This is a genomic window from Salinivibrio sp. AR640 (assembly GCF_001995405.1).
GTDB lineage: Bacteria > Pseudomonadota > Gammaproteobacteria > Enterobacterales > Vibrionaceae > Salinivibrio > Salinivibrio costicola.
In genome coordinates this window covers 39,421-65,712 of sequence record NZ_MUFD01000011.1, presented here as the reverse complement: position 1 = coordinate 65,712, position 26,292 = coordinate 39,421, and the positions used below count along the sequence as shown (strand labels likewise).

At 51.8% G+C, this 26,292-nt stretch carries 21 protein-coding genes; 10 read left to right on the top strand and 11 right to left on the bottom strand.

Annotation, left to right across the window (positions count from 1 at the left end; all coding sequences use genetic code 11):
• Window positions 1-99: 99 nt before the first annotated feature.
• The 3 genes from BZG75_RS07610 to BZG75_RS07600 all read left to right on the top strand — a co-directional run bounded on the left by BZG75_RS07610 (window position 100) and on the right by BZG75_RS07600 (window position 2,784).
• Window positions 100-1,377 carry an NRAMP family divalent metal transporter gene (locus tag BZG75_RS07610; protein WP_077576617.1) on the top strand — a complete coding sequence of 426 codons (1,278 nt, stop codon included), beginning with the start codon at window positions 100-102 and terminating at the stop codon, window positions 1,375-1,377.
• 207 nt (window positions 1,378-1,584) lie between these two features.
• Window positions 1,585-2,253: a Bax inhibitor-1/YccA family protein gene (locus BZG75_RS07605; protein WP_046073363.1), complete on the top strand. Its 669-nt coding sequence runs from the start codon at window positions 1,585-1,587 to the stop codon at window positions 2,251-2,253.
• 201 nt (window positions 2,254-2,454) lie between these two features.
• The gene (locus tag BZG75_RS07600; protein WP_077576616.1) at window positions 2,455-2,784 is read left to right on the top strand and encodes a TusE/DsrC/DsvC family sulfur relay protein; all 330 of its coding nucleotides are present in this window, start codon (window positions 2,455-2,457) and stop codon (window positions 2,782-2,784) included.
• A 137-nt stretch (window positions 2,785-2,921) separates the two neighbouring features.
• Here BZG75_RS07600 and yccX read toward each other — a convergent pair whose 3' ends face one another.
• Window positions 2,922-3,194, bottom strand: coding sequence for an acylphosphatase (yccX, locus tag BZG75_RS07595; protein ID WP_077576615.1), 273 nt, complete (start codon window positions 3,192-3,194; stop codon window positions 2,922-2,924).
• 81 nt (window positions 3,195-3,275) lie between these two features.
• Between yccX and BZG75_RS07590 the strand changes: the two genes are divergently transcribed.
• Entirely contained in the window at window positions 3,276-4,649 is a 1,374-nt protein-coding gene (locus tag BZG75_RS07590) for a methyl-accepting chemotaxis protein (RefSeq protein ID WP_077576614.1), read from the top strand.
• A gap of 186 nt (window positions 4,650-4,835) precedes the next feature.
• Window positions 4,836-6,023: a class I SAM-dependent methyltransferase gene (locus tag BZG75_RS07585; protein ID WP_077576613.1), complete on the top strand. Its 1,188-nt coding sequence runs from the start codon at window positions 4,836-4,838 to the stop codon at window positions 6,021-6,023.
• Between the two features lie 185 nt (window positions 6,024-6,208).
• Here BZG75_RS07585 and BZG75_RS07580 read toward each other — a convergent pair whose 3' ends face one another.
• The 5 genes from BZG75_RS07580 to BZG75_RS07560 form a co-directional block, all read right to left on the bottom strand.
• Window positions 6,209-8,092 (bottom strand): propionyl-CoA synthetase, encoded by a 1,884-nt coding sequence (locus BZG75_RS07580; RefSeq protein WP_077576612.1) that lies wholly within the window; start codon window positions 8,090-8,092, stop codon window positions 6,209-6,211.
• Window positions 8,093-8,157: 65 nt separating this feature from the next.
• A complete protein-coding gene (locus tag BZG75_RS07575; RefSeq protein ID WP_077461087.1) occupies window positions 8,158-9,609 on the bottom strand; it encodes a bifunctional 2-methylcitrate dehydratase/aconitate hydratase in 1,452 nt (483 codons plus the stop codon).
• A 43-nt stretch (window positions 9,610-9,652) separates the two neighbouring features.
• A complete protein-coding gene (prpC, locus tag BZG75_RS07570; RefSeq protein WP_077461086.1) occupies window positions 9,653-10,804 on the bottom strand; it encodes a bifunctional 2-methylcitrate synthase/citrate synthase in 1,152 nt (383 codons plus the stop codon).
• A gap of 114 nt (window positions 10,805-10,918) precedes the next feature.
• Entirely contained in the window at window positions 10,919-11,788 is an 870-nt protein-coding gene (gene prpB / locus BZG75_RS07565) for a methylisocitrate lyase (RefSeq protein ID WP_077576611.1), read from the bottom strand.
• 71 nt (window positions 11,789-11,859) lie between these two features.
• Complete coding sequence (locus tag BZG75_RS07560) at window positions 11,860-12,573, bottom strand: GntR family transcriptional regulator (RefSeq protein ID WP_077461084.1); 714 nt, start codon at window positions 12,571-12,573, stop codon at window positions 11,860-11,862.
• A gap of 229 nt (window positions 12,574-12,802) precedes the next feature.
• Between BZG75_RS07560 and BZG75_RS07555 the strand changes: the two genes are divergently transcribed.
• On the top strand, window positions 12,803-13,405 hold the full coding sequence (locus BZG75_RS07555) for a YitT family protein (RefSeq protein ID WP_077461083.1): 603 nt from the start codon (window positions 12,803-12,805) through the stop codon (window positions 13,403-13,405).
• A gap of 175 nt (window positions 13,406-13,580) precedes the next feature.
• Window positions 13,581-14,453 (top strand): (2Fe-2S)-binding protein, encoded by an 873-nt coding sequence (locus tag BZG75_RS07550; RefSeq protein WP_077576610.1) that lies wholly within the window; start codon window positions 13,581-13,583, stop codon window positions 14,451-14,453.
• On the opposite strand, the gene BZG75_RS07545 is transcribed toward BZG75_RS07550, so the two are convergent.
• Together BZG75_RS07545 and BZG75_RS07540 are read right to left on the bottom strand one after the other, a co-directional pair.
• The gene (locus BZG75_RS07545) at window positions 14,450-15,565 is read right to left on the bottom strand and encodes an endonuclease/exonuclease/phosphatase family protein (RefSeq protein ID WP_108742897.1); all 1,116 of its coding nucleotides are present in this window, start codon (window positions 15,563-15,565) and stop codon (window positions 14,450-14,452) included. The genes BZG75_RS07550 and BZG75_RS07545 overlap by 4 nt on opposite strands.
• Before the next feature lie 28 nt (window positions 15,566-15,593).
• On the bottom strand, window positions 15,594-16,079 hold the full coding sequence (locus BZG75_RS07540; protein ID WP_077576609.1) for a hypothetical protein: 486 nt from the start codon (window positions 16,077-16,079) through the stop codon (window positions 15,594-15,596).
• A gap of 314 nt (window positions 16,080-16,393) precedes the next feature.
• Between BZG75_RS07540 and BZG75_RS07535 the strand changes: the two genes are divergently transcribed.
• Window positions 16,394-16,849 carry a methylglyoxal synthase gene (locus BZG75_RS07535; protein WP_025744664.1) on the top strand — a complete coding sequence of 152 codons (456 nt, stop codon included), beginning with the start codon at window positions 16,394-16,396 and terminating at the stop codon, window positions 16,847-16,849.
• Window positions 16,850-16,914: 65 nt separating this feature from the next.
• Here BZG75_RS07535 and helD read toward each other — a convergent pair whose 3' ends face one another.
• On the bottom strand, window positions 16,915-18,990 hold the full coding sequence (gene helD, locus BZG75_RS07530) for a DNA helicase IV (protein ID WP_077576608.1): 2,076 nt from the start codon (window positions 18,988-18,990) through the stop codon (window positions 16,915-16,917).
• A gap of 243 nt (window positions 18,991-19,233) precedes the next feature.
• Between helD and yccS the strand changes: the two genes are divergently transcribed.
• Window positions 19,234-21,495, top strand: coding sequence for a YccS family putative transporter (yccS, locus tag BZG75_RS07525; protein WP_077461080.1), 2,262 nt, complete (start codon window positions 19,234-19,236; stop codon window positions 21,493-21,495).
• 236 nt (window positions 21,496-21,731) lie between these two features.
• Window positions 21,732-22,901: a Card1-like endonuclease domain-containing protein gene (locus BZG75_RS07520; RefSeq protein ID WP_077461079.1), complete on the top strand. Its 1,170-nt coding sequence runs from the start codon at window positions 21,732-21,734 to the stop codon at window positions 22,899-22,901.
• Between the two features lie 118 nt (window positions 22,902-23,019).
• Here BZG75_RS07520 and udp read toward each other — a convergent pair whose 3' ends face one another.
• Both udp and BZG75_RS07510 read right to left on the bottom strand, forming a co-directional pair.
• The gene (udp, locus tag BZG75_RS07515) at window positions 23,020-23,781 is read right to left on the bottom strand and encodes a uridine phosphorylase (protein ID WP_077461078.1); all 762 of its coding nucleotides are present in this window, start codon (window positions 23,779-23,781) and stop codon (window positions 23,020-23,022) included.
• Between the two features lie 228 nt (window positions 23,782-24,009).
• Entirely contained in the window at window positions 24,010-26,268 is a 2,259-nt protein-coding gene (locus tag BZG75_RS07510; protein ID WP_077461077.1) for a zinc/cadmium/mercury/lead-transporting ATPase, read from the bottom strand.
• Window positions 26,269-26,292 lie beyond the last annotated feature (24 nt).

Sequence of the window (26,292 nt, the reverse complement as noted above, 5' to 3'; positions counted from 1 at the left end):
ACGATAAAAATCGGCCTTACGCGTAAAATATAAAAGCAATAGCGTTAAATCATAAAATTAAGCAAACACAACAACGCAATTATTATAAAGGAAACAACCATGCAAACCGTCTCTTCGCACCAGACAGCGCCCAGCTTGTCGGTGATGCAACGCCTACGCGCTTTAGGGCCAGGGATAATGATGGCCGCGGCGGCAGTAGGCGGATCTCACCTTGTTGCATCTACCAAAGCCGGTGCTATTTATGGCTGGCAGCTCGCAGCATTGATCCTGCTCGTTAACTTATTTAAATACCCCTTTTTTCGAGCAGGCGTACAATATACCGCAGGCACTGGCGAAACGCTGGTAGAAGGCTATGCGCGCTTAGGCCGCCCTTACTTGTGGCTGTTTGTTGCACTGAGTGCCGTGTCTGGTGTTATTAACACCGCTGCCTTGACCTTATTTAGCGCCAGCTTATTAAGCTATTTTGTGCCGTTTGATCTGTCACTAACGGTGTTGTCGACCATTATTGTGATCACTTGCCTGGTGATATTAATTGCTGGCCACTACAAGGCATTGGATCTGCTTGCTAAAGTAATCATGGCAACGCTAACTTGCGCCACTTTGGTCGCGGTTACAGTTGCGGTCGGTAACCCAGTCGCGGTCGAGCCTAGTTTTAATGCGCCGTCGATTTGGTCGGTAGCAGCGATTGGCTTTATCGTGGTCACCATGGGTTGGATGCCCGCCCCGATTGAAATTTCTAGTATTACGTCGGTGTGGCTCAAGCGCAAAGCGCAATCTGAGCCAATCAATGCCCAAGCGGCGCTGTTTGATTTTAACGTCGGCTACATTGGCACCGCGCTATTGGCGATTGTGTTCTTATCACTGGGTGCCCTGCTTCTGCACGGCAGCGGGGTTGAACTGAAACAATCCGGTATTGGCTTTTCTCATCAATTGGTGAGTTTGTATGCCGCCACCATTGGCGAGTGGTCACGTTATTTGATTGCGGTGGTCGCCTTTTTCTGTATCTTCGGCAGCACCATCACGGTAATCGATGGCTATGCGCGGGTGGTGTCCGAATCGCAACGGTTATTACGCGAGCAAACAGAAGCAGAAGCAAAACCCGCAGTTACACAAGGCTGGATGGTACTGATCGCTGTGTTGGCACTGACTATCGTAGCATTTTGGACTGGGGCGCTGCTGACCATGCTTGATTTTGCCATGGTCGCGGCATTTGTCACCACGCCCTTTTTCGCGCTATTGAACTATATTTTGGTGACCAAGCACCGTTTACCACCCGAAGTGACCATGAGCAAGGCGATGCGCGCATTGGCAATCACCGGGCTGGTCTATTTATTTGGTTTCTTGGCCGTGTTCGTCTGGTGGAAGTGGTTGATGTAACAAACTTTACCTTGTTCGCGCTTCAAGGGCTGGGTTAACATCCCTTTACAACTTCACCATCGGTGTTAGGCGCGGATAAGGTATTATTAACCCTATAAAAGCCAGTCGTGGTTTAGATTAAGGACGTGGGCAGCTTGAAAAAGTGAACGACTGCCCGCATAACTGTCGTATATAAAAATGGATTGTTAACCCAACCGGGAGAACGTTATGAACGATCGTATCGTTTCGCACAGCCAGTCACAGCAGAGTGCGTTATCTACAAACAAGGTGCTACGTAACACGTATGCACTGCTATCGATGACACTGATCACCAGTGCTATCGCGGCCTTTATCGCTATCGCTGTCGGCATCGGCCCAATGATGTCGCTAGGTATGACCCTAGGTGCGTTGGCGATCGTGTTCTTTGTGCTACCACGCACCATGAACTCTTCTGCCGGTATTGTGTGGACATTCGTCTTCACCGGCTTGCTGGGTGCCTCACTCGGCCCAACCCTAACTTACTACCTGAGCCTTTCTAGCGGCCCAGGCATTGTGATGCAGGCGCTTGCCACCACAGGGATGGTGTTCCTAGGCCTATCGGCGTATGCCATTACCTCTAAGAAAGACTTCTCTTTCATGGGTGGTTTCTTGGTCGCCGGTGTGATTGCCCTATTAGTGGCAATGGTCGCGAATATTTTCTTGCAGATCCCAGCGTTGAGCCTGGCAATTAGCACCATCGCGGTACTAATTTTCTCAGCCTTTATTCTGTATGACACCAGCAACATCATTAATGGCGGCGAGACCAACTACATCCGCGCCACCGTGTCGCTGTACTTGAACATCTTCAACATCTTCGTTCATATGCTGAGCATTCTTGGCTTTATGAATGACGACTAAACCCTAGGGACTCGTCAGTAACAAACACAAAGAGCCGGCACGCGCCGGCTTTTTTGTTGTTAAATGACGCACCCACTCAGTGCGGCGCGCAGCACTGAGTCACGGTTGAACGCCAGTTGCACTCGCCCTCCCTGCTCGCTATGCTTTGCAGCTTTAATAACAGCGATAACGTCCGATCAGATGACGAACAAAGGTAAGACTATGCTGGTGTATGAAGGTGAAACCATTGCGACGGATGCGCAGGGGTATTTAAAAAATGTGGACGACTGGCAAGAAGCATTAGTTCCCATGCTTGCAGAGCAAGAAGGCATTGCCCTTACCGAGGCCCATTGGGAAGTGATTCACTTTGTCCGCCACTTTTACCAAGAATACAACACCTCACCGGCGGTGCGTTTGTTGGTTAAATCGATGGAAAAAGAATACGGCCCAGAAAAAGGCAACAGCAAGTATTTGTTCAAGCTGTTCCCGAAAGGTCCCGCTAAACAGGCAACAAAACTGGCAGGTTTACCTAAGCCGGCTAAATGTCTTTAGTACCGATGGCCAGCCTATAAGCGCCGCACTACCCACCGCGGCGCTTACATGTTTTAGCTAATTGCTATTTGTTACCTAGGCGCTGTTTTTTAGCTAAACACGACTTGTTACCTAGACGACATGGTCCTATCGAGTCGCTATAGTATTGCGAAGCCATCTACGGCGCGCCACTCCACGTCTTCTTTATCGACCTGATCAACACCCACGGTAGGCGGCCCTTTATCTAACCACGCCATGAGGGCATCCACCGATTCATTGCGGCCACATGCCAGTACCTCAACACGCCCATCCGGTAAGTTCTTCGCATACCCGGTCAATGAGAGCTTTATCGCTTCATGGGCGGTCTGATAACGAAAGCCAACCCCCTGAACGTGACCTGTGACATAGGCCCTAATACATTTTTGAGACATCGGTCACCTCTACTGTATTCCCATTGCAAAACGACACCTGTATAACGCTACATGAGACAAGTCGTTTGACAGGATTACGTCATGAAAGAAGTTGCGTTTCGATGGATTGATAAATATTTCATCCACCTTCGGCTCCAAGAGAAATTTTACCTTATCTTTTTCCTCCCCTTACTCGCAATGGTTGTGATTGCGCTTACCTTAGATGCAGCCTCGGATACCCGTGTGGCACACAAGATGGAAGCGGAAGGACAAGCCATTCAAGCCATGGTTGAAAAATACGACCTCCCGAAAGGCGAGGTGCAAACCCTGCTCAATAGCCAGCAAACCGGTTTTACGTTCAATGGTAATGAGCTTATCTATCAGCTCGACGGCTCGCTATTTAGCCATATGAGCGCCACCGATTGGAGCCTGCTGCTTGGCATGGTGTTAGTCATTGCAGTGCTGATTTACTACATCATGACCTTTATCGGCGGCGCCATGTACACCATGAACCAAGCTTTATTAAAGCTAGCAGATGGTGAGCTAAGTTACCGGATGAACTTTATCCCGGTCCGTGATGAGTTTAGCCAAATTGCCGTTACTATCGATCAAGTGCTCGAGCGTGAACAGAGTTTGGTAAAAGCGATCCAGGAAAGCGCAGAGATGATGGACGGCCTGTCCGCAAGTTTGCAGCAGCGCAGCAATGAAAGCGAAGCTGTGGGCGAGAGCCAGCGTCAGTACCTTGATTCGCTGGCCAGCGCGACCGAAGAAATGGCGAGCTCAATTCGCGAGGTCGCAACGCATGCCACCGAGACATCAACCCAAACACAAGAAGCCACAGAAGCTGCAAATCTGGGGCGTCAGCAAGTTCAGCAAACCATGAGCGCGATTAATGGTCTTGCCAGCGAGATAGCTCAAGCGGCAGATAAAGTCAGCGAGCTAAGCAAAAACGCCGAGCAAATCGGTACCGTGGTGACCACCATTAACGGTATTAGTGAACAAACTAACCTACTGGCGCTCAACGCCGCGATTGAAGCCGCGCGTGCCGGCGAACAAGGTCGTGGCTTTGCCGTGGTCGCAGACGAAGTGCGCACACTGGCTAGCCGCACCCAGGAATCGACGGTTGATATTCAATCTATGATTGAGTCACTGCAAACGCACACCGCCGAGCTACGCCGGGTGATGGAAGGCACGGTTGAAAATGCGTCAGCCAGTGAAGCGGCGGTGCAAGAGATTGATACGGAGATCAGCCAAATCGCTGAGCGCAGTGGCACCATTGCCGATCGCAGCACTGAAATTGCCGCTGCTGCTGAGCAGCAAGGTAATGTTGCGGGTACGATTTCACAAGATGTGGAGCAAGTACGCAGCCAGTCTACCCAGGTTGCCCAAATGCTACGTGATTCCGCTACCGAAGTGAGCGAACTTGGCGCACAAGCCCACCAGCTTAAAACCTTAGTGGCAGGGCTTCGTACCTAAACGCCATGGTTTGATTCCATCATTCCCCTTATCGCGCGCCCTACTCTGGGCGCGTTTTTATTGCAATGCTGTCAGCCTTGCTCGACAATACCCGCCCTTTTTGCTTTATCCGCAAGTCACGTCATGATGCAGGTGCTTCACTCAGCATTTTGACGTGTTTTGCACCACCCATTGTTAGGAACCATCATGACTGCCACTGTGTATCTCGCCAAAGGCCGCGATAAATCAATCAAACGCCGCCATCCTTGGATTTTCTCGCGAGGAATCACCCGCGTTGAAGGCAAGCCCGGATTAGGTGACACTGTCACTGTTTGTGATCATCAAGGCGAATTTTTAGGCCTAGGGGCATTCTCGCCGCAATCACAAATTCGGGTACGCATGTGGTGCTTTGAGAAAACCGTCATCGACAGTGACTTTTTCCTCGCCCGTATTCGTGCGGCAAAATCGCTACGTACCATGCTCGCCGAGCGTGATGGCTTAACCGGTTATCGTCTATTGGCCGCCGAGTCAGACGGTGTGCCCGGCATTACCGTGGATAAATACGATAACTACCTAGTGTGCCAATTGCTGAGCGCCGGCGCGGATGCCCAACGCGATAACCTGGTCACCGCGCTGCGTAGCGAATTTCCTGACTGCCATATTTACGAGCGCTCGGATGTTGCGATTCGCAAAAAGGAGGGGTTGAAACCACGTATCGGAGTATTACACGGTGACGAGCCACCCGCCACTGTCATCATCGAAGAAAATGGGGTGGCGATTGAGGTCGACATTACCAAGGGCCATAAAACCGGTTTTTATCTCGACCAGCGTGATAGCCGCGAGCAAGCGGTGAAATATATGGATGGCAAACGCGTCTTAAACTGCTTTTGTTACACTGGCGGCTTTGGCTTGTATGCGCAAAAAGGCAATGCCAAACAGGTCATCAATGTGGATGTGTCACAGCCGGCGCTCGATAGAGCCAAGGCCAATGCCGAACGTAACGGCTTTGATCTCACCCGTGCTGAGTTTGTGAATGCCGATGTGTTCAAGCTGCTGCGCACTTATCGCGAGCAAGGCGAACGGTTTAACGTCATTGTGATGGACCCGCCCAAGTTTGCCGAATCGAAATCACAACTGAACGGCGCATGCCGCGGTTATAAAGATATCAATATGCTCGCCATGCAGCTGTTAAACCCAGGCGGTGTGCTGCTCAGTTATTCATGTTCAGGGCTGATGGACTCAGGGTTATTCCAAAAGATCTTGGCGGACGCGGCATTAGATGCGGGTAAAAACGTGCAGTTTATCGAACGCTTTGCACAAGCCGCGGATCACCCCACTCACAGTGCTTATCCAGAGGGTTTCTACCTCAAAGGATTTGCGTGTTTGATTCAATAAGCCCGCGCATCACTCAATAAGCGCGCTCTTATCTTAACGCGTGGTATTGCTGTGATACCACGCGTTGTCGCACCTATTGTCGCGCTCAGAATGACAAGCTCCAAAATGACAAGCTCTAAATAGCAAGCCCTGAATAACAAGGCCTAAATAATAAAGCTTGAATAACAAAGCTTGAATAACAAAGCTTACGATGACAACGCCGAGGAAATCGCCTCCAAACTGCTAGGGTCATCAATGGTCGAGGGGACTTGATACGACTCGCCATCCGCCATTTGGCGAATAATACGGCGCAAAATTTTACCTGAGCGTGTTTTGGGTAACTTATCGACGATAACTGCTTGTTTAAAGCAAGCAATTGCGCCAATTTGATCCCTCACGCGCTGCACCAATTCCCGTTCTATCTCGCCACTCACTGAGACAAAGCCGTCTTTCAGCACCACTAAGCCGAGCGGCAATTGGCCTTTAAGCTCATCGTGCATGCCCACCACCGCACACTCGGCGACCGCTTCATGACTGCCTAGCACTTCTTCCATTTCGCCAGTCGATAAACGGTGACCCGCGACGTTAATCACATCATCAATCCGTCCCATCACAAACACGTAGCCATCTTCATCCATGTAACCCCCATCACCAGACACATAATAGCCAGGGAACTGGCTGAGATAGCCGGCTTCAAAGCGATCGTGGTTGCGCCACACCGTGGGCAGGCAGCTAGGCGGTAGGGGCCGTTTTATCGCAATATATCCTTGTTGGTTTGGCGCCGCCAGTTCGCCCATTTCATCAAGGATCTGCACTTGGTAGCCAGGGCTTGGCATGGTTGCCGAGCCGGGCTTGGTCGCAAAGCAGGTTAACCCTAATGGATTGCCTGCAATCGCCCAGCCAGTTTCGGTTTGCCACCAGTGATCCACCACGGGTCGCTGGGTCTTTTCTTCCACCCATTCCAATGTCGGTGGATCAAGCCGTTCGCCCGCCATAAACACGGTGCGTAAGGATGTCATTGGATAGCGCGCAAGGTGATCACCGTTTGGATCTTGTTTTTTAATCGCCCGAAAGGCGGTAGGCGCCGAGAATAAGATGCTGACGTTATACTCATCACATACACGCCAAAACGCTCCCGCATCCGGTGTACCGACTGGCTTGCCTTCAAACATCACCGTGGTGCAGCCGTGTAGCAAAGGGGCATACACAATATACGAGTGCCCCACTACCCAGCCGACATCCGACGCGGCCCAAAACACTTCACCGGGTTTGACGTTATAAATCGCGCTCATGCTGTACTTCATCGCCACCGCATGGCCGCCATTGTCACGTACCACGCCTTTGGGTTTGCCGGTAGTGCCAGAGGTGTAGAGGATATACAAAGGATCGGTGGCTTTGACTGGCACCGGTGCTGCAGGTGTGGCTTCGGCTAATAGCGCTGCCCAGTCGGCATCACGCGGGTTGTCTAAATTGGCGCGGCACATTGCACGTTGATAGACCACCACATGGTCGGGTTTGTAGCGGCTGTCCATGATGGCTTGATCAACCATCGGCTTGTAGGCCAAGGTTTTCTCGCCTTCAATCCCGCATGAGGCGGTAAGCACCGCTTTGGGCTCCGCATCTTCAACCCTTACCGCCAGCTCGTTCGGGGCAAAGCCACCAAACACCACCGAATGAATAGCACCAAGCCGTGCGCAAGCGAGCATCGCTACGGTTGCTTCTGGGATCATGGGCATATAAATCACCACGCGATCCCCTTTTTCAACCCCTAGCCCTGCCAGCATGCCCGCCACTTTCGCCACATAGTCACGCAGCGCCGCATAGGTGTAGGTGGTTTTTTTATCGGTAACCGGTGAGTCGTAAATCAGCGCGGTTTGCTCGCCCCGGCCTTGTTCGACATGGGCATCGAGTGCCATATACGCGGTGTTCATAGTGCCATCGGCAAACCAGCGCTCAATGCCATTGTCGTCTTTGCTAAGCATGGTTTGAGGAAAGGTAAACCAATCGAGCTGTTTGGCCTGTGCCTGCCAAAATCCCTCGGGATCACGGCTAGCCCAATCCGCGTGGTGTTGATAACTGGCTTCTTGCATAAGCGGCTCCTTATCGCCCGCTATCAGCGAGCGATGAGTTAGCAAGCAACGTGTTGAGAACGTGCTTAGTTAATCACAAACAGCGACATAAATTCGTGCACCGGGGTTTTCTCCAGCGCGGCCTGGTCGTTACATAAGGCGGCAATTTTATCGCTCTGTGCTTGCGGGAACCGGGTTGCCAAGTTGGAGCGGAATTTTTGCTCCAGCACAGGGATCCCTTCCTCGCGGCGACGGCGATGACCAATCGGATATTCCACCGCGACTTGTTCAGTGTGGCTACCATCGGTAAAGAAGATTTGGATCGCATTGGCAATCGAGCGCTTGTCGGCTTCTAGGTATTCCGCGCTATAGCGTGGGTCTTCTTTGATCACCATTTTTTGCCGTAGCGCGTCAATACGCGGGTCGGCGTAATGGAAGGCATCTTCATAGTGCTCGGCCACCAGATTGCCGTATAACAGCGGCACCGCCACCATATATTGCAGGCAGTGGTCACGGTCGGCCGGGTTGGCCAACTCCCCTTCTTTAGAAATGATGCGAATGGCCGATTCATGGGTGGTGATTTCAATACGTTCAATCTCGTCAGCCCGGTCTTTAACCTGTGCATGCAAGGTAACGGCCGCTTCCACCGCGGTTTGAGCATGAAACTCAGCAGGGAAGGAAATCTTAAACAGCACGTTTTCCATCACGTAGCTGGCAAAGTCTTGTTTGATACTAAAGGGATTACCGTTAAACAGCACATCGTAATAGCCCCATTTGGGCGCGCTGAGTACCGACGGCATTCCCATTTCACCTTTCATGGTGATCATCGCCAAACGCACCGCGCGAGAAGTGGCATCGCCCGCCGCCCACGATTTGCGTGAACCGGCGTTCGGCGCATGGCGGTAGGTGCGCAGTGCACAACCATCGACCCACGCTTGTGAAACGGCATCAATGATCTGGTCACGATTACCGCCCAGCATTTTGGTGACCACCGCCGTCGACGCCACGCGCACCAGTAAAACGTGATCGAGCCCGACACGGTTAAAGCTATTCTCGAGTGCAAGTACGCCTTGGATCTCATGCGCTTTGATCATCGCAGTCAGCACATCGCGCATGGTAAGCGGCGGTTTGCCTTCGGCCACGGCCACACGGCTTAAATAATCGGCGGTGGCCAAAATTCCACCTAGGTTATCGGACGGATGGCCCCACTCGGCGGCGAGCCAAGTATCGTTAAAATCGAGCCAGCGAATAATACAACCGATGTTAAACGCGGCAGTGACCGGATCAAGCTCATGAGAGGTGCCCGGCACACGCGCACCATGTTGCACTGTAGTACCCGGCACCAGTGGACCCAGGTGTTTGGTGCATTCAGGGAAACGTAACGCCAGCAAGCCACAGCCAAGGGTATCTATCAGGCAGTTACGCGCGGTGTTGTAGGCTTCTGCTGAGGCAATCGGCGTGCTATCGACATAGTCAGCAATTTGCACCAATAACGCATCGGGGTCGGGGCGCTGGTTCAGTTCTACGTTGTTGCTCATGGTCAATTCCTTCTGTAATTTCAATCGGGTGAATGCGCGCCGATTAGGGGCGCTGATCGATAGGTAGCCAATCTTGGTGTTCAGGGCCGTCGTAATCGGCACTTGGACGAATAATGCGGTTATTGGCGCGCTGCTCAAACACATGCGCCGCCCAGCCCGTTACTCGGCTCATCACAAAAATCGGGGTAAACAATTTGGTCGGGATGCCCATAAAGTGATAGGCCGATGCGTGATAGAAATCGGCATTGGGGAACAAGCCTTTCTCGCGCTTCATCACTTGCTCAACCCGCTTAGACACATCATAAAGCCAAGCGTCTGGTACGTTCTGCGCCAGCTGTTTCGACCAATGTTTAATAAGGGCATTGCGGGGATCTGACTCACGGTAAATTGCATGGCCAAAACCCATCACCTTGTCTTTATTGGCGAGCATTTGCATTAACCCGGCTTCGGCTTCGTCAGGTGTGCGCCATTGTTCTAGCATCGCCATCGCCGCTTCATTGGCACCGCCATGCAATGGGCCGCGCAAACTGCCGATGGCCGCAGTAATGCAAGAGTGCAAATCGGACAAGGTGGACGCGCACACTCGGGCGGTAAAGGTCGAAGCATTGAACTCATGCTCGGCATACAGCACCAGCGAGCAATGCATCACAGATTCATGCAGTGGCGACGGGGTTTCATCGGTCAGCATTTTGAGGAAGTAACCACCAATGCTTTTCACCTCTGGCTGATAGGTATCGACCCGCACGCCATCATGCGAATAGCGATACCAATAGCAGATAATGGCCGGTAACATCGCCAACAGCGTATCGGTTTTATCCGTTTGCTCACTAAAATCGGTTTCTTGATCCAAATTACCCAGCATCGAGCAGCCAGTACGCATCACATCCATGGGGTGCGCATTGGCCGGGATCCGTTCCAGCACCGCTTTTAAGGCGTCAGGTAATCCCCGCTTGCCAACCAAGGTTTCGGTGTAGTCAGCCAGTGCTTGGCGATTGGGAAGTTGACCCTTGAGTAGCAGGTACGCCACCTCCTCAAATTGGGCGTGATTGGCTAAATCGGTAATGTCATAACCCCGGTAGGTTAATCCAGTGCCGGTTTGCCCGACCGTACACAAGGCGGTGGTGCCGGCACTTTGGCCACGCAGGCCTGCGCCAGAGGTTGGTTTCTCGTTAGGTGCGACGGCGACATTTGTCATGATTGGCTCCTTTCCTTTGATGCCATCAGATTCAACCGCTGCATGAATCCGTGAACGTGATGATAATTCCAGTGGTGTAACCGACGTTTTCACACCGTGGGTGTGCGTCTGTGATCACTCTTTGCCAAATAGGCGATCCAATTGCTGTTCGTAGGCGTGATACCCCAAGAAGTCATAGAGCGCATCACGGGTTTGCATGGTGTCGACCACGTTTTTTTGGTGGCCATCATCCAGTAGGTGTTGATACACATTGAGGGCGGCTTGGTTCATGGCGCGAAACGCAGAGAGCGGATACAGCACCATGCTGACTCCCACGCTCGCCAGCTCTTGGCTGGTAAACAGTGGGGTTTGCCCAAACTCGGTGATATTGGCCAATACCGGCACCTTTACTTGCTCGACAAAGGCTTGGTACTGCTCGAGCGTTTGCATGGCTTCGGGGAAAATCATGTCCGCGCCCGCTTCTACGTACGCTCTGGCGCGGGCGACGGCACTGTCCATGCCTTCCACCGCCAACGCATCGGTGCGCGCCATGATCACAAACTCAGGATCGGTGCGCGCATCCACCGCCGCTTTAATGCGATCGACCATTTCAGCTTGGCTGACAATTTCTTTGTTGGGACGATGACCGCAGCGCTTTTGCGCCACTTGATCTTCCATATGCACCGCGCCCGCGCCGGCACGTTCCATTTCACGAATGGTACGGGCAATATTGAGCGCGCCGCCAAAACCGGTATCAATATCTACCAGCAAGGGCACGTCGGTCGCTGCGGTGATCCGGCGAACATCTTCCAACACATCGTTGAGAGTCGTGATCCCCAAATCCGGTAAGCCGTAAGAGGCGTTAGCAATCCCGCCTCCGGATAGATAAATAGCTTGATGCCCCACCCGCTCTGCCATCATGGCGCAATAGGGGTTAATTGTGCCGACGACTTGCAGCGGAATATTGCTGCTCACCGCTTGGCGAAAACGCGCACCTGCACTCATCGTATTCTCCTTGTAAATTCGTGGCTTAGCGGGGATCACCGCCGCACTATTTTTAATTCGTCAGTGACTATTCAATCTGCTATTCGCTGTTCAATCAGTTGGCGGCTGCGCTGAATGTGACGACGCATCAGCATTTCCGCCAGCTCGGCATCGCGCTCGCGAATTGCCGCCAAAATTTGCATGTGCTCTTGCAGCGCTTGCTGGGGGCGAGAATGCGCCCGGGGCGATTGAAAGCGGTACATACGCAGCAAGTGGTATAACTCACCACATAACAGGTTGATCAGTTTCTGGTTATGGCTGGCTTTGATGATGCAATAATGAAAATCAAAGTCGCCTTGTTGATGAAAGTAGGCCGCCCCCTCCACCCGCTCGATATAGGCATGGTGGGTGGCGAGCACCTCACTTAACTGATCGATCTCGGCATCGGTGATGTGCGCGCACGCCAGTCTTGCCGCCATGCCCTCTAAGGCTTCTCGCACTGCGTAGATCTCGGCTAATTGGCGATGTGTCAGCGTCACCACTCTCGCGCCCACATGAGGCACCCGCTCTACCAGTCCTAAGGCTTCGACCCGCATCATCGCCTCGCGCAGTGGACCTCGGCTGACGCCAAACGCGGCGGCTAATCCCGCTTCCGATACCTTGGTGCCTGCTGGATAGGTACCGGTGACAATCGCCTCGATAAGCTGCTCGGTCAGGCTGGCTGACTTGGTGGGCTCACGTGACTCAGCCGGAGTCGATTGCGTGTGTTGATCGAGAGCCTGGTCATTTGTCGACAATAAAGACATAAATACCGCCTAAAAACTTTAATACAGCCAGAATAGAATAAGATTGTAGACAATGTAGATTAGACTTTGGTCTGTAGCGCCGTATTTTTGTCGTGATCTCGCCCACAACGTAAATGATAATGTACGCATTGATTTGTTATTCACTTGTTATCAAACGGATGTTTGACTCGACCTCATTGAAAAGCAGCGTATTGTGTAGCGGTCGTTTTTATAGGGATAGAACGCAAGTATGGATAGAAATCATTCCAAGCGTGAAAACGCATTGGCGCTACTCATTGGGAGTAGTCTGGTGTCACTTGGTATCTTCTTTTTCAACCAAGTAGGCCTACTCACCGGCGGTACCGCTGGGCTGGCACTCTTTTTACAACGTGTCACCGACTTTAGTTTTGGTGAGCTTTTCTTCGTGATCAACCTACCTTTCTATTGGCTCGCTTACACCCAAATGGGTAAACGCTTCACCTTAAGTACCTTGGTCGCCGTCAGCATTGTGTCTTTCTGTGCTGATCACTTACATCACGTGCTCACCATTCAAAGTATTCATCCCGTCTATGCCGCTTTGATTGGCGGTGGCCTCATTGGTATGGGCATGCTGGTGATGTTTCGGCATCAATGCAGTTTGGGCGGGTTTAACACCTTAGCGCTGTTTTTGCAGCAACGGTTTGGCATCCGCGCCGGGAAAGTGCAAATGGCGCTGGATTGCTCGATTGTGGTGTTGTCACTGATGGTCGTTGAACCATGGCTAATTGCCTTATCTGTCGCCGCGGCGATTACCACTAACCTCGTGCTGGCGATGAATCACAAGCCTGGGCGCTATCAGGTCCAGCCGGGATAGGCGCATACCCCTTATATCGGTGCAGTCGGATCCGCTGCACCGATCATTTTTTCTCGCCAAGCTACATTTTTTTTCTCGCCAAGCCATACTCTTAAACCAAATACGAATCACTCTTACAATTGGTTATATCACGTGGTAAATTCTTTTTTTTAGGCGCCAACTCAAAGGAGTGTTGATGAGCGCAGCTAACCCTACCGTTGATGCATTACCATTACCCGCCACAGTGACACTGCCCTCTTTTCCGCCAGCCCTGGGCTTATCTATGGTGCCTGATGCGGTGAAAGGCGTTTCGCTCCGTAAGCAACTCACCACCGCGCAAGGGCTGGCGCATTGTTTTTCTGCAGTGAACGCCACCTATGGCGATGCGGATAACCGCGCACAAGGCACCCTTTTTATCGGCGCCTATGCCTATGAGTTTTTGCTGCCGGTGCTGGCAAGCTGGCTACAAGGCGGGCAGATCCCATCACTGGACTTGGATAATTGGCAGGTGAAATACGAACCTACCCGTGTCACTAAACCCAATGGCCAAGAGCTTGTTTATCACAAGCCGCATTTTTATCTCAGCGCCCTTGAGGGATGGAGACGGCAAGATCACCAGGACTGGCGAGCGATTTTGCATGGTGCTTTATTGCATCACTTTTCGCCCATCGTCGATGCGATTGCCGAGCAAAGTGGTATGCGCGAAGGACCGCTTTGGAAAGTGATCGCGGATTCAATCTGTATTGCTTTCTTAATGGTAGGGAAGCATCGCGATTGTGAGCAGGCCGCGCGTGAAGCCGCGCTGTCGATCGTCCATCAACGCGGCACCCCACTTTATAGCAAGCGCAGTGGCTTTCACGATGTCACCGTCTACGATCCGAATGACACCCAAACTGTGCTGCAAACCCACAACTTCCGTTTGCGCGGCGGCTGCTGCCGGATCTTTACCGTCGATGATCACAGTTATTGCTCAACCTGCTGCTTTTTAAAGCCGGACGAACAAGCTAAACGCCTCGCGGAAGTCGCGTGTCAGCGTGAAGGCGTGGCGCTGGACTCGCAGCCTCGCTAACTCAGTGCCACATCGACCCAGACAAGACGATGATCGGAGTGAGCTCGCGCGTTTTCTTGGCCGTTTTTATCACAAATCAGTGGGTAGTCGGCATCATCAGGGGCAGGCCAAAATACGCCGGAGGCTAACACCGTAAGCTCTCGCGAAGGCAAGACATAATCGAGGCGCAGCCCGCCGTTATGGGTAGCGATTGCCCGCCCTTTGCCATCGATAAAGCGAAACGCGTGAGACTGCGCCGCCTCACTTTTTGGCACCTGCGCACCAGTGGCGACATCAGGGTGCACACGCGGATGGTTAAGCAAGGCACCAATGGCTTGTTTATCCCCATCGCCGTAGCTCGGGTCCGCATTTAAATCGCCGATCACCACAAAAGGTATCTCGGAAGAAAGCCCGCCACAAACGCCCTTGTCGTCCACCAGCCAATCCGCGTTATCCAAAAGGCCAATTAGTTGGTGAATTTCATCACTGTTGCGCCGCCAATTACGCTTTTCAGGCCCATCAAACACCGGCGGCGTGGGGTGACACGCTACCAAGCGTATCTGCTGATCGCCGATACTGATCGGCACAGAGACCAGGTTTTTCGAAGCTAAATGTAGCTTTTTTTTCGCCGCTTCGGTGTAGTAGTCAGACGGAATTTGATGGTGAGGCAGCTGATGCCACGCAAAGTGTTGCCAAGTGCAAATCGCGGTGTCTTCAATGGGGTAACGCGATATGATCACAAAGCCAAACTGACCATGATAGTCGCCAAAGCCATGACACTGCTGAGCATCCGTTAAACGTGGATGCGCGCTGACCGGCACCGTGAGTTTTAAACCCGTGTTGGTGGCAGGCAAATAGCGATACGGATAATCAATCGGGGGGTCGCCGTCTTGCGATTTAGCTAAGTGGCGCTCACAAAATGCGGCCAGTGCACCATCATCGCCACCATCGCCTGGGTGATCAAATTCACACAGCACCACCACATCAGGTCGCACGCGCTGTAAGGTGGCCGCGAGGTTTTTAATTTGCCGACTCGGCGTTGGTGCCTGCATCTGCGATTTAATGTCGCCAGCCTTGCGCCCTGCCAAAGACAGGTTAAATTGCGCAAACCTCAGGGTTGATGGTGCTGTCATGATAGCCTACTCGTGCGCTGAAAAGCGACTATTTTAACAGGCTCTCAAGGGCACGACGAATTTGTAATGCATCTTCGACGGCACGATGGGGGGCGGGTCCCAGTGCTTTCATTTCGCGACTAAAATCACGTCGGTCGAGATCACTGTGCTTTTTTAGCCACTGGTTTACCTCCATTAACGTAAATGAAGGACGCATATAGCAGGCTTTATAAAGCCGCCCCATCCAAAATAGGTCCCACTGGCTGTCGCACAATACATGCTCAAACGGTGCGAGCGTTTGGTTAAGGTGCTGGCATACTGCCAATACACTGGTGCCTTCTGTGGCTAATGTCTTTTGCGAGATACCATGAATACGCGATTCAGCTTCGTGGTCCCAGTGATGCCAATGGCCACTGGCGGTGGAGGGATCAATTAAAAAACTTTGACTATCGCCATTTGGCAATACGTATCCTACCTCAATCGGGTAAGACACTAACGACAAACCGGATGCTTCAAAATCCAGTGTCACCCACATACGCGTACTCCTTGCTCATAAACTCTCCTGTATAACGAGGCGCTTCCCTTGCCTAGTTAGTTAACTGTAGCCTTTTTGTTGTCACTTCGATGGACTGTCGCGCCACTTTTGCGTGCTTGATTAACAACTGGCTGTAAAAACAGACTTCATTTCATGTGCTTGGAGAGTTTTTATTGATAATGTGATAACTCTAACAGCCTATGTTCGGCGTTTGTCAGGTGTACGCTATAATTCGATGCAAGATTGGCGTAGGCTTCAATACACTGTTCATTCGCAGTTTGGCGTTAATCGCCTTGTTTTAGATGGAATCGATTATGAAACAAACGTCTCGCACCATGCTTGCACGCAAACACGTCGCGTTAGTGGCGCATGATCACTATAAAGATGCCCTGAGCGACTGGGTAAAAGAAAATAAAGAAATACTGAGCCAGCACGCGCTTTATGCCACCGGCACCACGGGCCACATCCTTGCAAGAGAAACGGGGCTAAAAATAACACCTTTGATGAGCGGCCCAATGGGCGGGGATCAGCAACTCGGGGCGATGATTTCTGAACAAAAAATCGATGTGATGATTTTCTTCTGGGATCCCCTCAATGCGGTCCCACACGATCCAGATGTTAAAGCGCTACTGCGCGTCGGCTCTGTATGGAATATTCCGATTGCCACCAACCGCTCAACCGCCCGCTTTATGATCACGTCGCCGCTATTCGGGCAGGATGTCGATATCCAAATTCCTGATTATCAAGCGTACTTAGACGAGCGTTTGTGATCTTTTTTCCCACACTGTCTGTCGATAACTAACGCCGTCTATGGCTAATAGTGTGGGAGACCGCCTCAAAGGTTTCCTTTCAGTTCCTCCACAAACGATGAGGCATGACCTTTTTGGTGCACCAGCCACACTTGTTTTTGGGCTCGCGTCAGGGCGACATAAAATAATCGCCGTTCTTCCGCGTGTTCAATTGGCTCTTCATTTTTCCCTAATAAGGCCTCATCGAGTGACAGCGAGCGTTGCTTGGCCGGAAACACTCCCTCATCCATGCCGAGAATAAACACATAGTGGGCTTCTTGCCCCTTGCTGGCGTGCGCGGTGGTATAACGAAGCGCCAGTGATGGATAAGCTTTCTGCCAAGTTTCTAGATCGTTAGGGCATCGAGAGTGGGTGCGACCAATCAGCATCACAGTCACGGGTTGCGTCGTTTTGGCGTGCTTTTTGGCAAGGCTTGCCAGTGTCTTTTCTAACTTATCGTCAGTGATTACTTTAATCGCTTTGGGCGTTTTCGCCGATGCTTTGTCGCGCGCGTAATCCAATTGCTTAGTGAGCTGTTTGGGGTTTTGGCAAATAAACTGCTGCGCAATATCCCCCAACGCTGCTGGATAGCGATAACAGGTGGTCAGCCAGCAAATTTCACTATCTCCAAAGCGCTGAGCAAAATCCGTGGTTAAACTGACATCGGCACCGGCAAAACGATAAATGGCTTGCCAATCATCCCCGACGGCATATAACGAGGCGCGTGGCGTTAAGATTTCACTGTCCGTTTTGCCGTGACACAAGGCCTCGAGCATCGCCAATCGTGCCGGCGAAATGTCTTGGTATTCATCGACCATCACAAACTGGATGGGCGTGGCGAATTTTCGCTGTTGGAACAACTTGGTCGCTTTTGCGATCAGTCCATCAAAATCAACGGCGCTCTCCGCTTTTAGTGCTTGTTTATAGGCTTGATACAACGGCCAAATCACCGCCAGTTCGTTTTTTAACCCGATCTGCTCCTCAAAGCTTGCCAGTTTATCGGTCAGCGCACGCTTGGTGGTATTGGCTTGGATCACCCGGGAGAGACGCGACCAAACCCAGCTGTGCAACCGACTTTCATGGGCACACGCGGTGAGCTCGGCCTGATCATCAATCGGCAGTGCGCGCTGCTGATGCAGTTTTTCCCATGCTTTATGTGTGTTGGGCTGCTGCCACTGCTCGGCGAGTGCTTGAGTCAGCCAGGCGGCTTTGGCGGTCTCATCACTGGCCAGCGAGGAAATGATAGGCGCCTGCCCTTGGTGCTCAGCAAGTTGCTGGCGGGCAAAGCCATGAAAAGTGGTGACATTCACCTCATGGCCGGTTTTGGTCTTGATCCGAGTTTTAAGCTCAGTCGCGGCATCACGGCCAAAGGCAAGCAATAAAAGCTGCTCAGGCTTGGCTTGCCCACTTTCAATTAAGTAGGCAGCCCGTGCCACCAGTACGCTGGTTTTGCCGCTACCGGGCCCCGCCACCACCAAGGTATGAGATTCATCGGTAAGCACAGCCTCACGCTGCGCCGGATTCAGTGGTGACGATTCAATCTGATCAAACCAGGTTTGCCACTGGTTGAGCATCGCCGCTTGCCATTGCTGGTTACGGGTTTTCAGCCAATGGGTATCGCCTTGCAACACCGGCGTCAACGTGGTAGCGACGCCTTCATCTAACTGGGAAAGGAAAGCGGCTGGGATCCCCTCGCTTTCTAGCGTATCCAATAACGTTTGCTGGGCAGTGCGTAATTGCGCTATGCGAACGTATCCTGGTTCGTTCACCAGCGCCTCATAGTCAGCCAGCAAGCTCGGTCGAATGAGTGCTAACTGTTTTTGATAGCGTGCGACATAGGCTTGATAACGCGCGTGAATGGCTTTACCGGCCTGTTTAGCACGTCGCCAAGGCAGGCCAAACACATCAAATGGATAAGCATCTCCTTGCTCTGTGAAGCCAGTCAACGAGATGGTTCCCCAGAGTAACCCACGCGAAATAGTGAGCTGTCCATCCCAGGCAGAAAAGGGAATATATTGACGATGGTGGCGAGATTCGAGCAGTAAGCCATCATTTTCTAGCTGTAAACTATAATGATCGCCATAAACAAGCCATTGTGCCCAGCGATTTGCAGAGAGTTTCATATCAATACGTTAGTCAGCCAATGAGGGATAGGCGCGGCCTTTAAAAGATGCTTGGCATGCTACTGCTCACCACCCTAGAAATCAATTCACTCGCCCACAAAGCTTGTTCTCAGCGTCGATTCTCTTAAGGAATTGACCTACCGCAACCAAACGATAAAAGCGGTGCTTAAAGACGCATTCAGGGTTAGTTTCTCGGGCCGTTTCTGGTATCTTGCCAGCATTGTTGGCCGATAACGTTTATTTATGTCTTTTTCTCTGCCACGTTTTCCCACCGTGCCACTCACGTTGCGTGAGTATTGGGCCAATCACCGGATTAATGACAGCCTTCGTGTGCTGATTGCGCTGATGGGCGTTGCCTTGTATGCCAGTTATGCTGGACGTACCGATATTGTCACCCCGCTCGTCCTTGGCGTCATCGCCTCGGCACTGGCAGAAGTGGACGATCATTTTTGGGGCCGAGTACGCGCACTTGGTGTCACCTTGGTCTGTTTTACTGTGGCGGCGTTTTCCGTCGAGCTCTTATATGACACGCCATGGTTATTTGCTATCGGCCTCACCGTGTCGAGTTTTGGTTTTATCATGTTAGGGGCCATTGGTGAACGCTATGGCACCATTGCGTTTGCGTCGTTACTATTGGCGGTCTATACCATGCTAGGCATGGAGCAAGGCAGTGATATGTGGTTACAACCCATGATGCTGCTATCAGGGGCAGTCTGGTATGGCCTTTTGTCGCTGATATGGATTGTCATCTGGCCTCATCGTCCGGTACAGCATCGGCTCGCGGCGGTATTTCGCCAAACCGCGACCTATATGGAAACCAAATCGAACCTATTTCACCCTGTGACAGAATTGGTCCCCCAGCCGACCCGCATCGCCGCCGCGAACCGAAATGCCCAAGTCGTCGCCGCACTAAACCAAGCCAAGGCATCTTTGCTGGCCCGTGCACGACGAGGGCGATTGACTAAACGGCATCAAGCGTTGCTGCAAACCTATTTTATTGCCCAAGATATCCATGAACGTGTCAGCTCTTCGCACTATCGTTATCAAGATCTTGCCGCGCAGTTTTTCCATTCTGATATCTTGTTTCGCTTTGAGGCCTTGCTCAATGCCCAGGCCAGCGCCTGTCGTAATGTTGCACAAGCGTTATCGATCGGGGCGCGCTACCAGCACCCAAAAGCGGGTCAGCAAGCGTTACTGGCCATCCAGCAATCGATGCAATATTTATTGGCTGAACAAACCCAAGATGCCTCACGCATGGCCTTACTTCATCAGCTCGATTTTCTCTATAAAAACCTAGAGACCGTTGAGGAGCAGTTGGCGAGCCTTAGTAATTTAGCTGCCAATGATGGCACACAAGAAAGCGAACTGGCCGACCCCGATGCGCGCTCTCTGGGCGAAATGGTGTATCGGATCCGTCGTCAGATGACACTCAAATCGCTACGTTTTCGCCATGCGGTGCGCCTCTCTTTGTCACTACTCGCCGGCTATGGGGTGATTCAAGGGCTATCGCTTGAACATGGGTTTTGGATCTTAATGACGATTCAATTCGTTTGTCAGACGAACTACTCGGCGACGCGAAACAAACTCAAAGAACGGATCCTAGGGACCGTGGGTGGGTTGCTATTAGGTGTGCCCGCTTTGTATTTGTTCCCCGATCCGAGCAGCCAGTTAGCGTTAATGGTGATCACGGGGGTACTCTTTTTCGCTTTTCGTACCGTGCAGTATACGCTCGCGACCCTGTTTATCACCCTGCTGGTACTCATGTGCTTTAGCCAATTTGGTCAGGGCTTTGCGGTTATCTTGCCACGGCTGGGAGATACCGTGATCGGCTGCCTGATTGCTGTCGCCGCCGTTCGTTACGTGCTCCCCGATTGGCAAGCGCACCGGTTGCGTGGGATCATGACCGAGGCGTTACAAGCCAATCGTGATTACCTTGCCCATGTGATCGCACAATATCGTGTCGGTAAACGCGATAATCTCGCCTACCGAATCGCACGTCGCCATGCACACAATGCCGATGCCGAGCTCACCACCGCCATCAGTAACATGTTGGTCGAGCCCGGACGCTATCGCACCAACATTGAAGAGACGTTCCGGTTTTTGTGTTTGAACAATGCGATGTTGAGCTATATTTCTGCGCTTGGCGCTCACCGCCGTCGCATGGACGATGAGGTTAATCATCAGAAAGTGGCGCAGCTGCATCGTGACATTCACCAATCACTCAATGCGTTAACCGAACGACTCCGGCGCGAGCTGCCGACCGAGCAACCCACTCAAGTGGCATCAACCGGTGATAAAACCCTCTCCGGCGACCTGGCAGACACTCACCCAGACGTTGTGTATCACGACACCCCAGAGCCTAACGTCGCCGCTCATGATAGGGTCGATAACACACCGTTAAGCATGGTGCTGCAACAGTTAACATTAATTCAGCGTATGATCCCTGAGTTAAATATGCTCACTGCGACATTGCGTCAGCAAGCACTCAAACAAAGCCGGACTTAGCGTCTCCTCACACGCACGTGCCCAGCTATCGAGCCGTCGTTGGCTGGGCTTGCGGTTAAAACACTGACACTGACGCCTCAAGGTCAGCACTCTGTCAAATTACACTTATTTACGCGATCTACGGTTGAAAGCCTGACGTTGAAGACGGATATTAGATCCATGTCATCTGTTGAGTCTGGCAACTATACTTATCATTTAGCGGCTTGTTGTCGCCGCATAGCCCGCCTGGAGCATTTATGGCTATTCATGTAGGAATCATTGATTCGGATCCAGTCCGACTCGTTACCCCGGTTTTACATCAACAATTGCCTGTCAGTAAGTTGGTATTGATTGGTACGCTTGAACAAGATCTCGAGTTTGAGCGACTCACTCGTGTGTTAGCCCCGAAAGGCATTGAAACGGAGTTTTTTGAAATCTCGGATGATATCAATATCCGAGAAGTCAAAAGCCAAGTAAAGCGTCTTGCCGAACAGCTCACCCAATCTTCTGAAGACATTCTTTTTAATGCGAGCTGTGGCCTACGCCACCAATTATTGTCTGCTTACGAAGTGTTTAGAACCTATCAATGGCCCTGTTATGTGATTGAGCCCTACAGCGACGAATTGTGCTGGCTCTATCCCGACGGTCTTCCACAGCAACAGGTTGAAGATCATATTAGTTTGACCGAGTACATGACGATTTTTGGTGCCCGTTGCGCAGATCACGATGAAGAGGAAACCGGCTGCCTCACCAATGATATTTATCGGTTAGGAGAAAAATGGGCGAGCAATGCGTATGAATTAGGCCCAGGCTTAGCCACTTTAAATTACTTAGCGACCACTTGCCGAAAAGAACAGTGCCTGGATGTTGCATTGAGTGAAAAACAGCAAGGCTATCGCGAACTTGGGATGCTGCTCGACGATTTATCGGATGCGGGATTAGCGCGCTACGAAAATGGTGTGCTCACTTTTAGCTGTGAGGAAGCCCGACGTTTTGCCAACGGAGAATGGCTGGAAAGCTACGTGCACCACACGGTCACTTCTATCCAAAAAGAGTTACCGACCATTCAAGACAGTGCGCTTTCTATGCAGGTTTATCGCCAAATTGGCGAGCGAGAAGTCCGCAATGAGTTAGATGTCGCCATGGTGGTTAACAATAAGCTTCATATCATTGAGTGCAAGACAAAAGGCATGTCTAGCGACGGTGATGACACCCTGTATAAATTAGAGTCTTTGCGCGATTTACTGGGTGGCTTGCAAGCACGTGCGATGCTGGTCAGCTTTAGACCATTACGTCATCACGATATTACACGGGGTACAGATCTGGGTTTAGCTTTGATCGGCCCTGACCAGCTGGCCAACTTACGCACCCATCTTTACGATTGGTTTATTGCCGCTGGCGGTACTATCGAAGTAAGAACAAGTTAATCGCTTACGCAAGGCGATACGACACGTTCGACAACCTTGTCGGCAATAAAAAACGCGGTGCTCATCAGGGCACCGCGTTCAAGGATAACGATATCGCGCTAGCTGATATCGCGCTAGCTTATAGTAGCTTACGGGCCGCTTCCACCACCACTTTGATCGAACGTGCTTCCGTTTCTTTTAAGGTCGCGTGATCTGGGATTTCTTTTTGCGTACGGTTGATAATCACACCCGCGACACAACCAGCACGTAAGCCTGAGCTGGCACACATGGTCAGCAAAGTGGCCGATTCCATCTCAAAGTTCAACACACCCATCTCTTGCCATTCTTGCATTGAGCCTTGGAAACGACGCACAACGCGACCGCTAAAGGTGTCATAACGCTCTTGGCCAGGGTAGAAGGTATCACTTGATGCGGTCACCCCTGTATGTACGGTAGCACCATCTTCATCAACGGCGGCTTTCATCGCGGTCGCAACATCAAAGTCAGGCACCGCTGGGAATTCCATCGGTGCAAAGTGAGTACTGGCACCGTCAAGACGTACAGAGCCGGTGGTCACGATCATATCACCGACGTTAATGTCAGGCTGGATAGCGCCTGTAGTACCAACACGCAAGAAGGTATTCACGCCTAATTGCGCCAATTCTTCTACCGCAATAGACGTTGACGGTCCACCAATGCCGGTTGAGCAAACCACCACGGATTTGCCATCTAGCCAACCGAGGTACAAGGTATATTCACGCTGTGAGGCGAGAAACGTTGGGTTTTCCATCAAGTTCGCGATTTTTTCAACGCGAGCAGGATCACCAGGAATGATGGCAGTGGTTGCGCCTTGTAGATCGGCTTTTGTGACGCCAAGGTGGAATACAGGGGTATCAGACATAATCAGTCTCCTCGCTGGATGCTATCATCAGCATTTAAAATAATGTAAGGCCTACCGAGGTAGGCCTGAACTCGTTATTGATTATGTGTTTAGGATACCCAAATCTGCTCCTTTTTATGTGACCATAATCGACATATTGCACTATCATCTCTTACAGATTTCAGGATTTAGAGATCGACATCACTTTATAAAGGTAAAAGCAGACATAGGGTGTCCTCATTTTTGGTCCTAATCACGCAACAGGCGTAATGCATTCAGTGTCACCAACGCTGTCGCCCCACTGTCTGCCAGTACAGCCACCCATAAACCGGTGATCCCTAACACACTGGTGACCAAAAACACCCCTTTTAGTCCTAGCGCAATCGTGATGTTTTGCCGCACATTGGCTTGCGTCGCGCGCGCGAGCTGAAGAACGCGAGGCAGCTCAATTAAACGATTATGGCTCAATGCTGCCTCGGCAGTTTCAAGCGCAACATCCGTCCCACTGCCCATCGCGACCCCCAACTGAGCGGCTTTCATTGCAGGAGCGTCATTAATGCCATCGCCAATCATGGCGATCCGATACTGACTCGCGAACGCTTCAACCGCCGCAACCTTGTCTTCAGGTAATAGTCCAGCACGATAATCAACCCCTAACTCGTCGGCAATTTCAGCAGCGGCTGTCGGGTTATCCCCTGTCAGCATCACAGGATGGATCCCCATCGCGCGGATCTGCTCAATCGCCTCACGTGCGTCCTCGCGCAATTTATCGCGCCAGCCAATCATGCCATAAGGGCGCTCATCGACCATCACTACCGCAACGGTGACTCCGCGTGCCGCGATCTGACTGGCCTGTTGATACTGCGCATGCTCGAGCGTGGCGTCCGAGAGTTTGTCGAGCGCAACCATCCGAACAAGCTGGCCGTCGACTGTCCCTTCTACGCCTCGGCCTGCATTGGCTTGAAGCCCTGTCGCATCGGGGATAGAAAGACCGCGTTCCGTGCTGTAGAGCACGAGTGATTTAGCCAATGGATGATGACTACCGCGTTCGATCGCTGTCGCCAGTTGCAACAGCGTGGTTTCATCGCCTTGCCACACGCAAACATCCGTGACCATGGGCTTACCTTCTGTCAGTGTGCCCGTTTTATCAAAGGATACTGCGTTGATACTTGCCAAGCTTTCTAGCGCCGCTCCCCCTTTAATTAACGCGCCTCGACGTGCTGCCGTGGCCAAGCCCGAGGTGATAGCCGCTGGTGTGGAAATCACTAGCGCACAGGGGCATGCAATCAATAATAGTGCTAGGCCACGGTATAACCACTCTTGCCAACTGGCAGCAAAAAAGAGGGGGGGAACGACAACCACTAACACGGCTACGCCAATCATCGTCGGGGTATACCAACGACTGAATCTATCGATAAAGCGTTCAATCGGTGCTTTTTTTGACTCGGCTTGCTCAATCAAATGCAGGATTCGGTCAATGGCGTTTTCACCTTGGGCAGAGGTCACCGTCAGTGTCACCGTTTTATCGGTGGCTAAACTGCCTGCCATCACGGTGTCGCCTGCTTCAATATCGACCGGAATCGACTCTCCCGTCAGGGCGCTTTGATCAAAACTCGCCACCATTTCCATCAACTTGCCATCCGCCGGCAAACGCTCACCGGCGCTAATCTCAATCACATCACCGGGCGTTAATGTGCTCGCCGCAACGGCTTCACGTTCACCGTTTTTGCCCACTCGCGTCACGGTTTCTGGCACTAACGCCATTAATGATTGAATACCGTCACGGGCACGCGTCGAGGCATAGCCTTCCAGCCGCTCGCCAATGAGAAACAGTACCAACACCATGGCCGCTTCCGTCGTTTCTCCTAGGTAGAGGGCACCGAGTGCGGCAATACTCATCAGTGTTTCAATGGAAAACGGGGATCCCTGACGTGCCAGCCTGCCCGCTTTGAGTAAGATAGGCGTTAATCCGACCACGGTGGCGCCGGTAAATAACCAGTCTGATAGTGAGGGAGACCAATAATGCAGGCCCCAGGCGATGAGCATGCTGCCAATCAATCCAAACAGTAGTGCATCATCGCGCCACTTTTGCCAGCCAGAAGGCTCTATAGCGGGTTGATTTAATGCCAGCAGTGGAAAGCCCACTTTTTTGGCCGCGTACTGAATCGCCGCAAGCGTATCAGCGGGTGCATTGTGGGAGAGAGACACCCGTAACTTTTCAGTCGCAAACAGTACTGTCGCACTTTCAACACCCGGTGTGGCGTGAATCGCCTTCTCTAGTTTGGCAGCACAGCTTGGGCAGTCCATTCCCGTCACCGCCCATTCATGAGTCACAGAAGAGGAAAAGCGATGCCTGTCAGGATCGTCGTCACCCGCATTGCCCTCGCCATCTTGATGACTCGAACAGCAACTTGTTTCTTGACATGTGTTTGTCACCGCCTCTGTGGACTGAGAAACGGTTTGGTGATGGGGTTGGTGACAATGGTGGTGTCCGCAGTGTTTACACATAATCGACTCCTTTGTTGGTCGTTG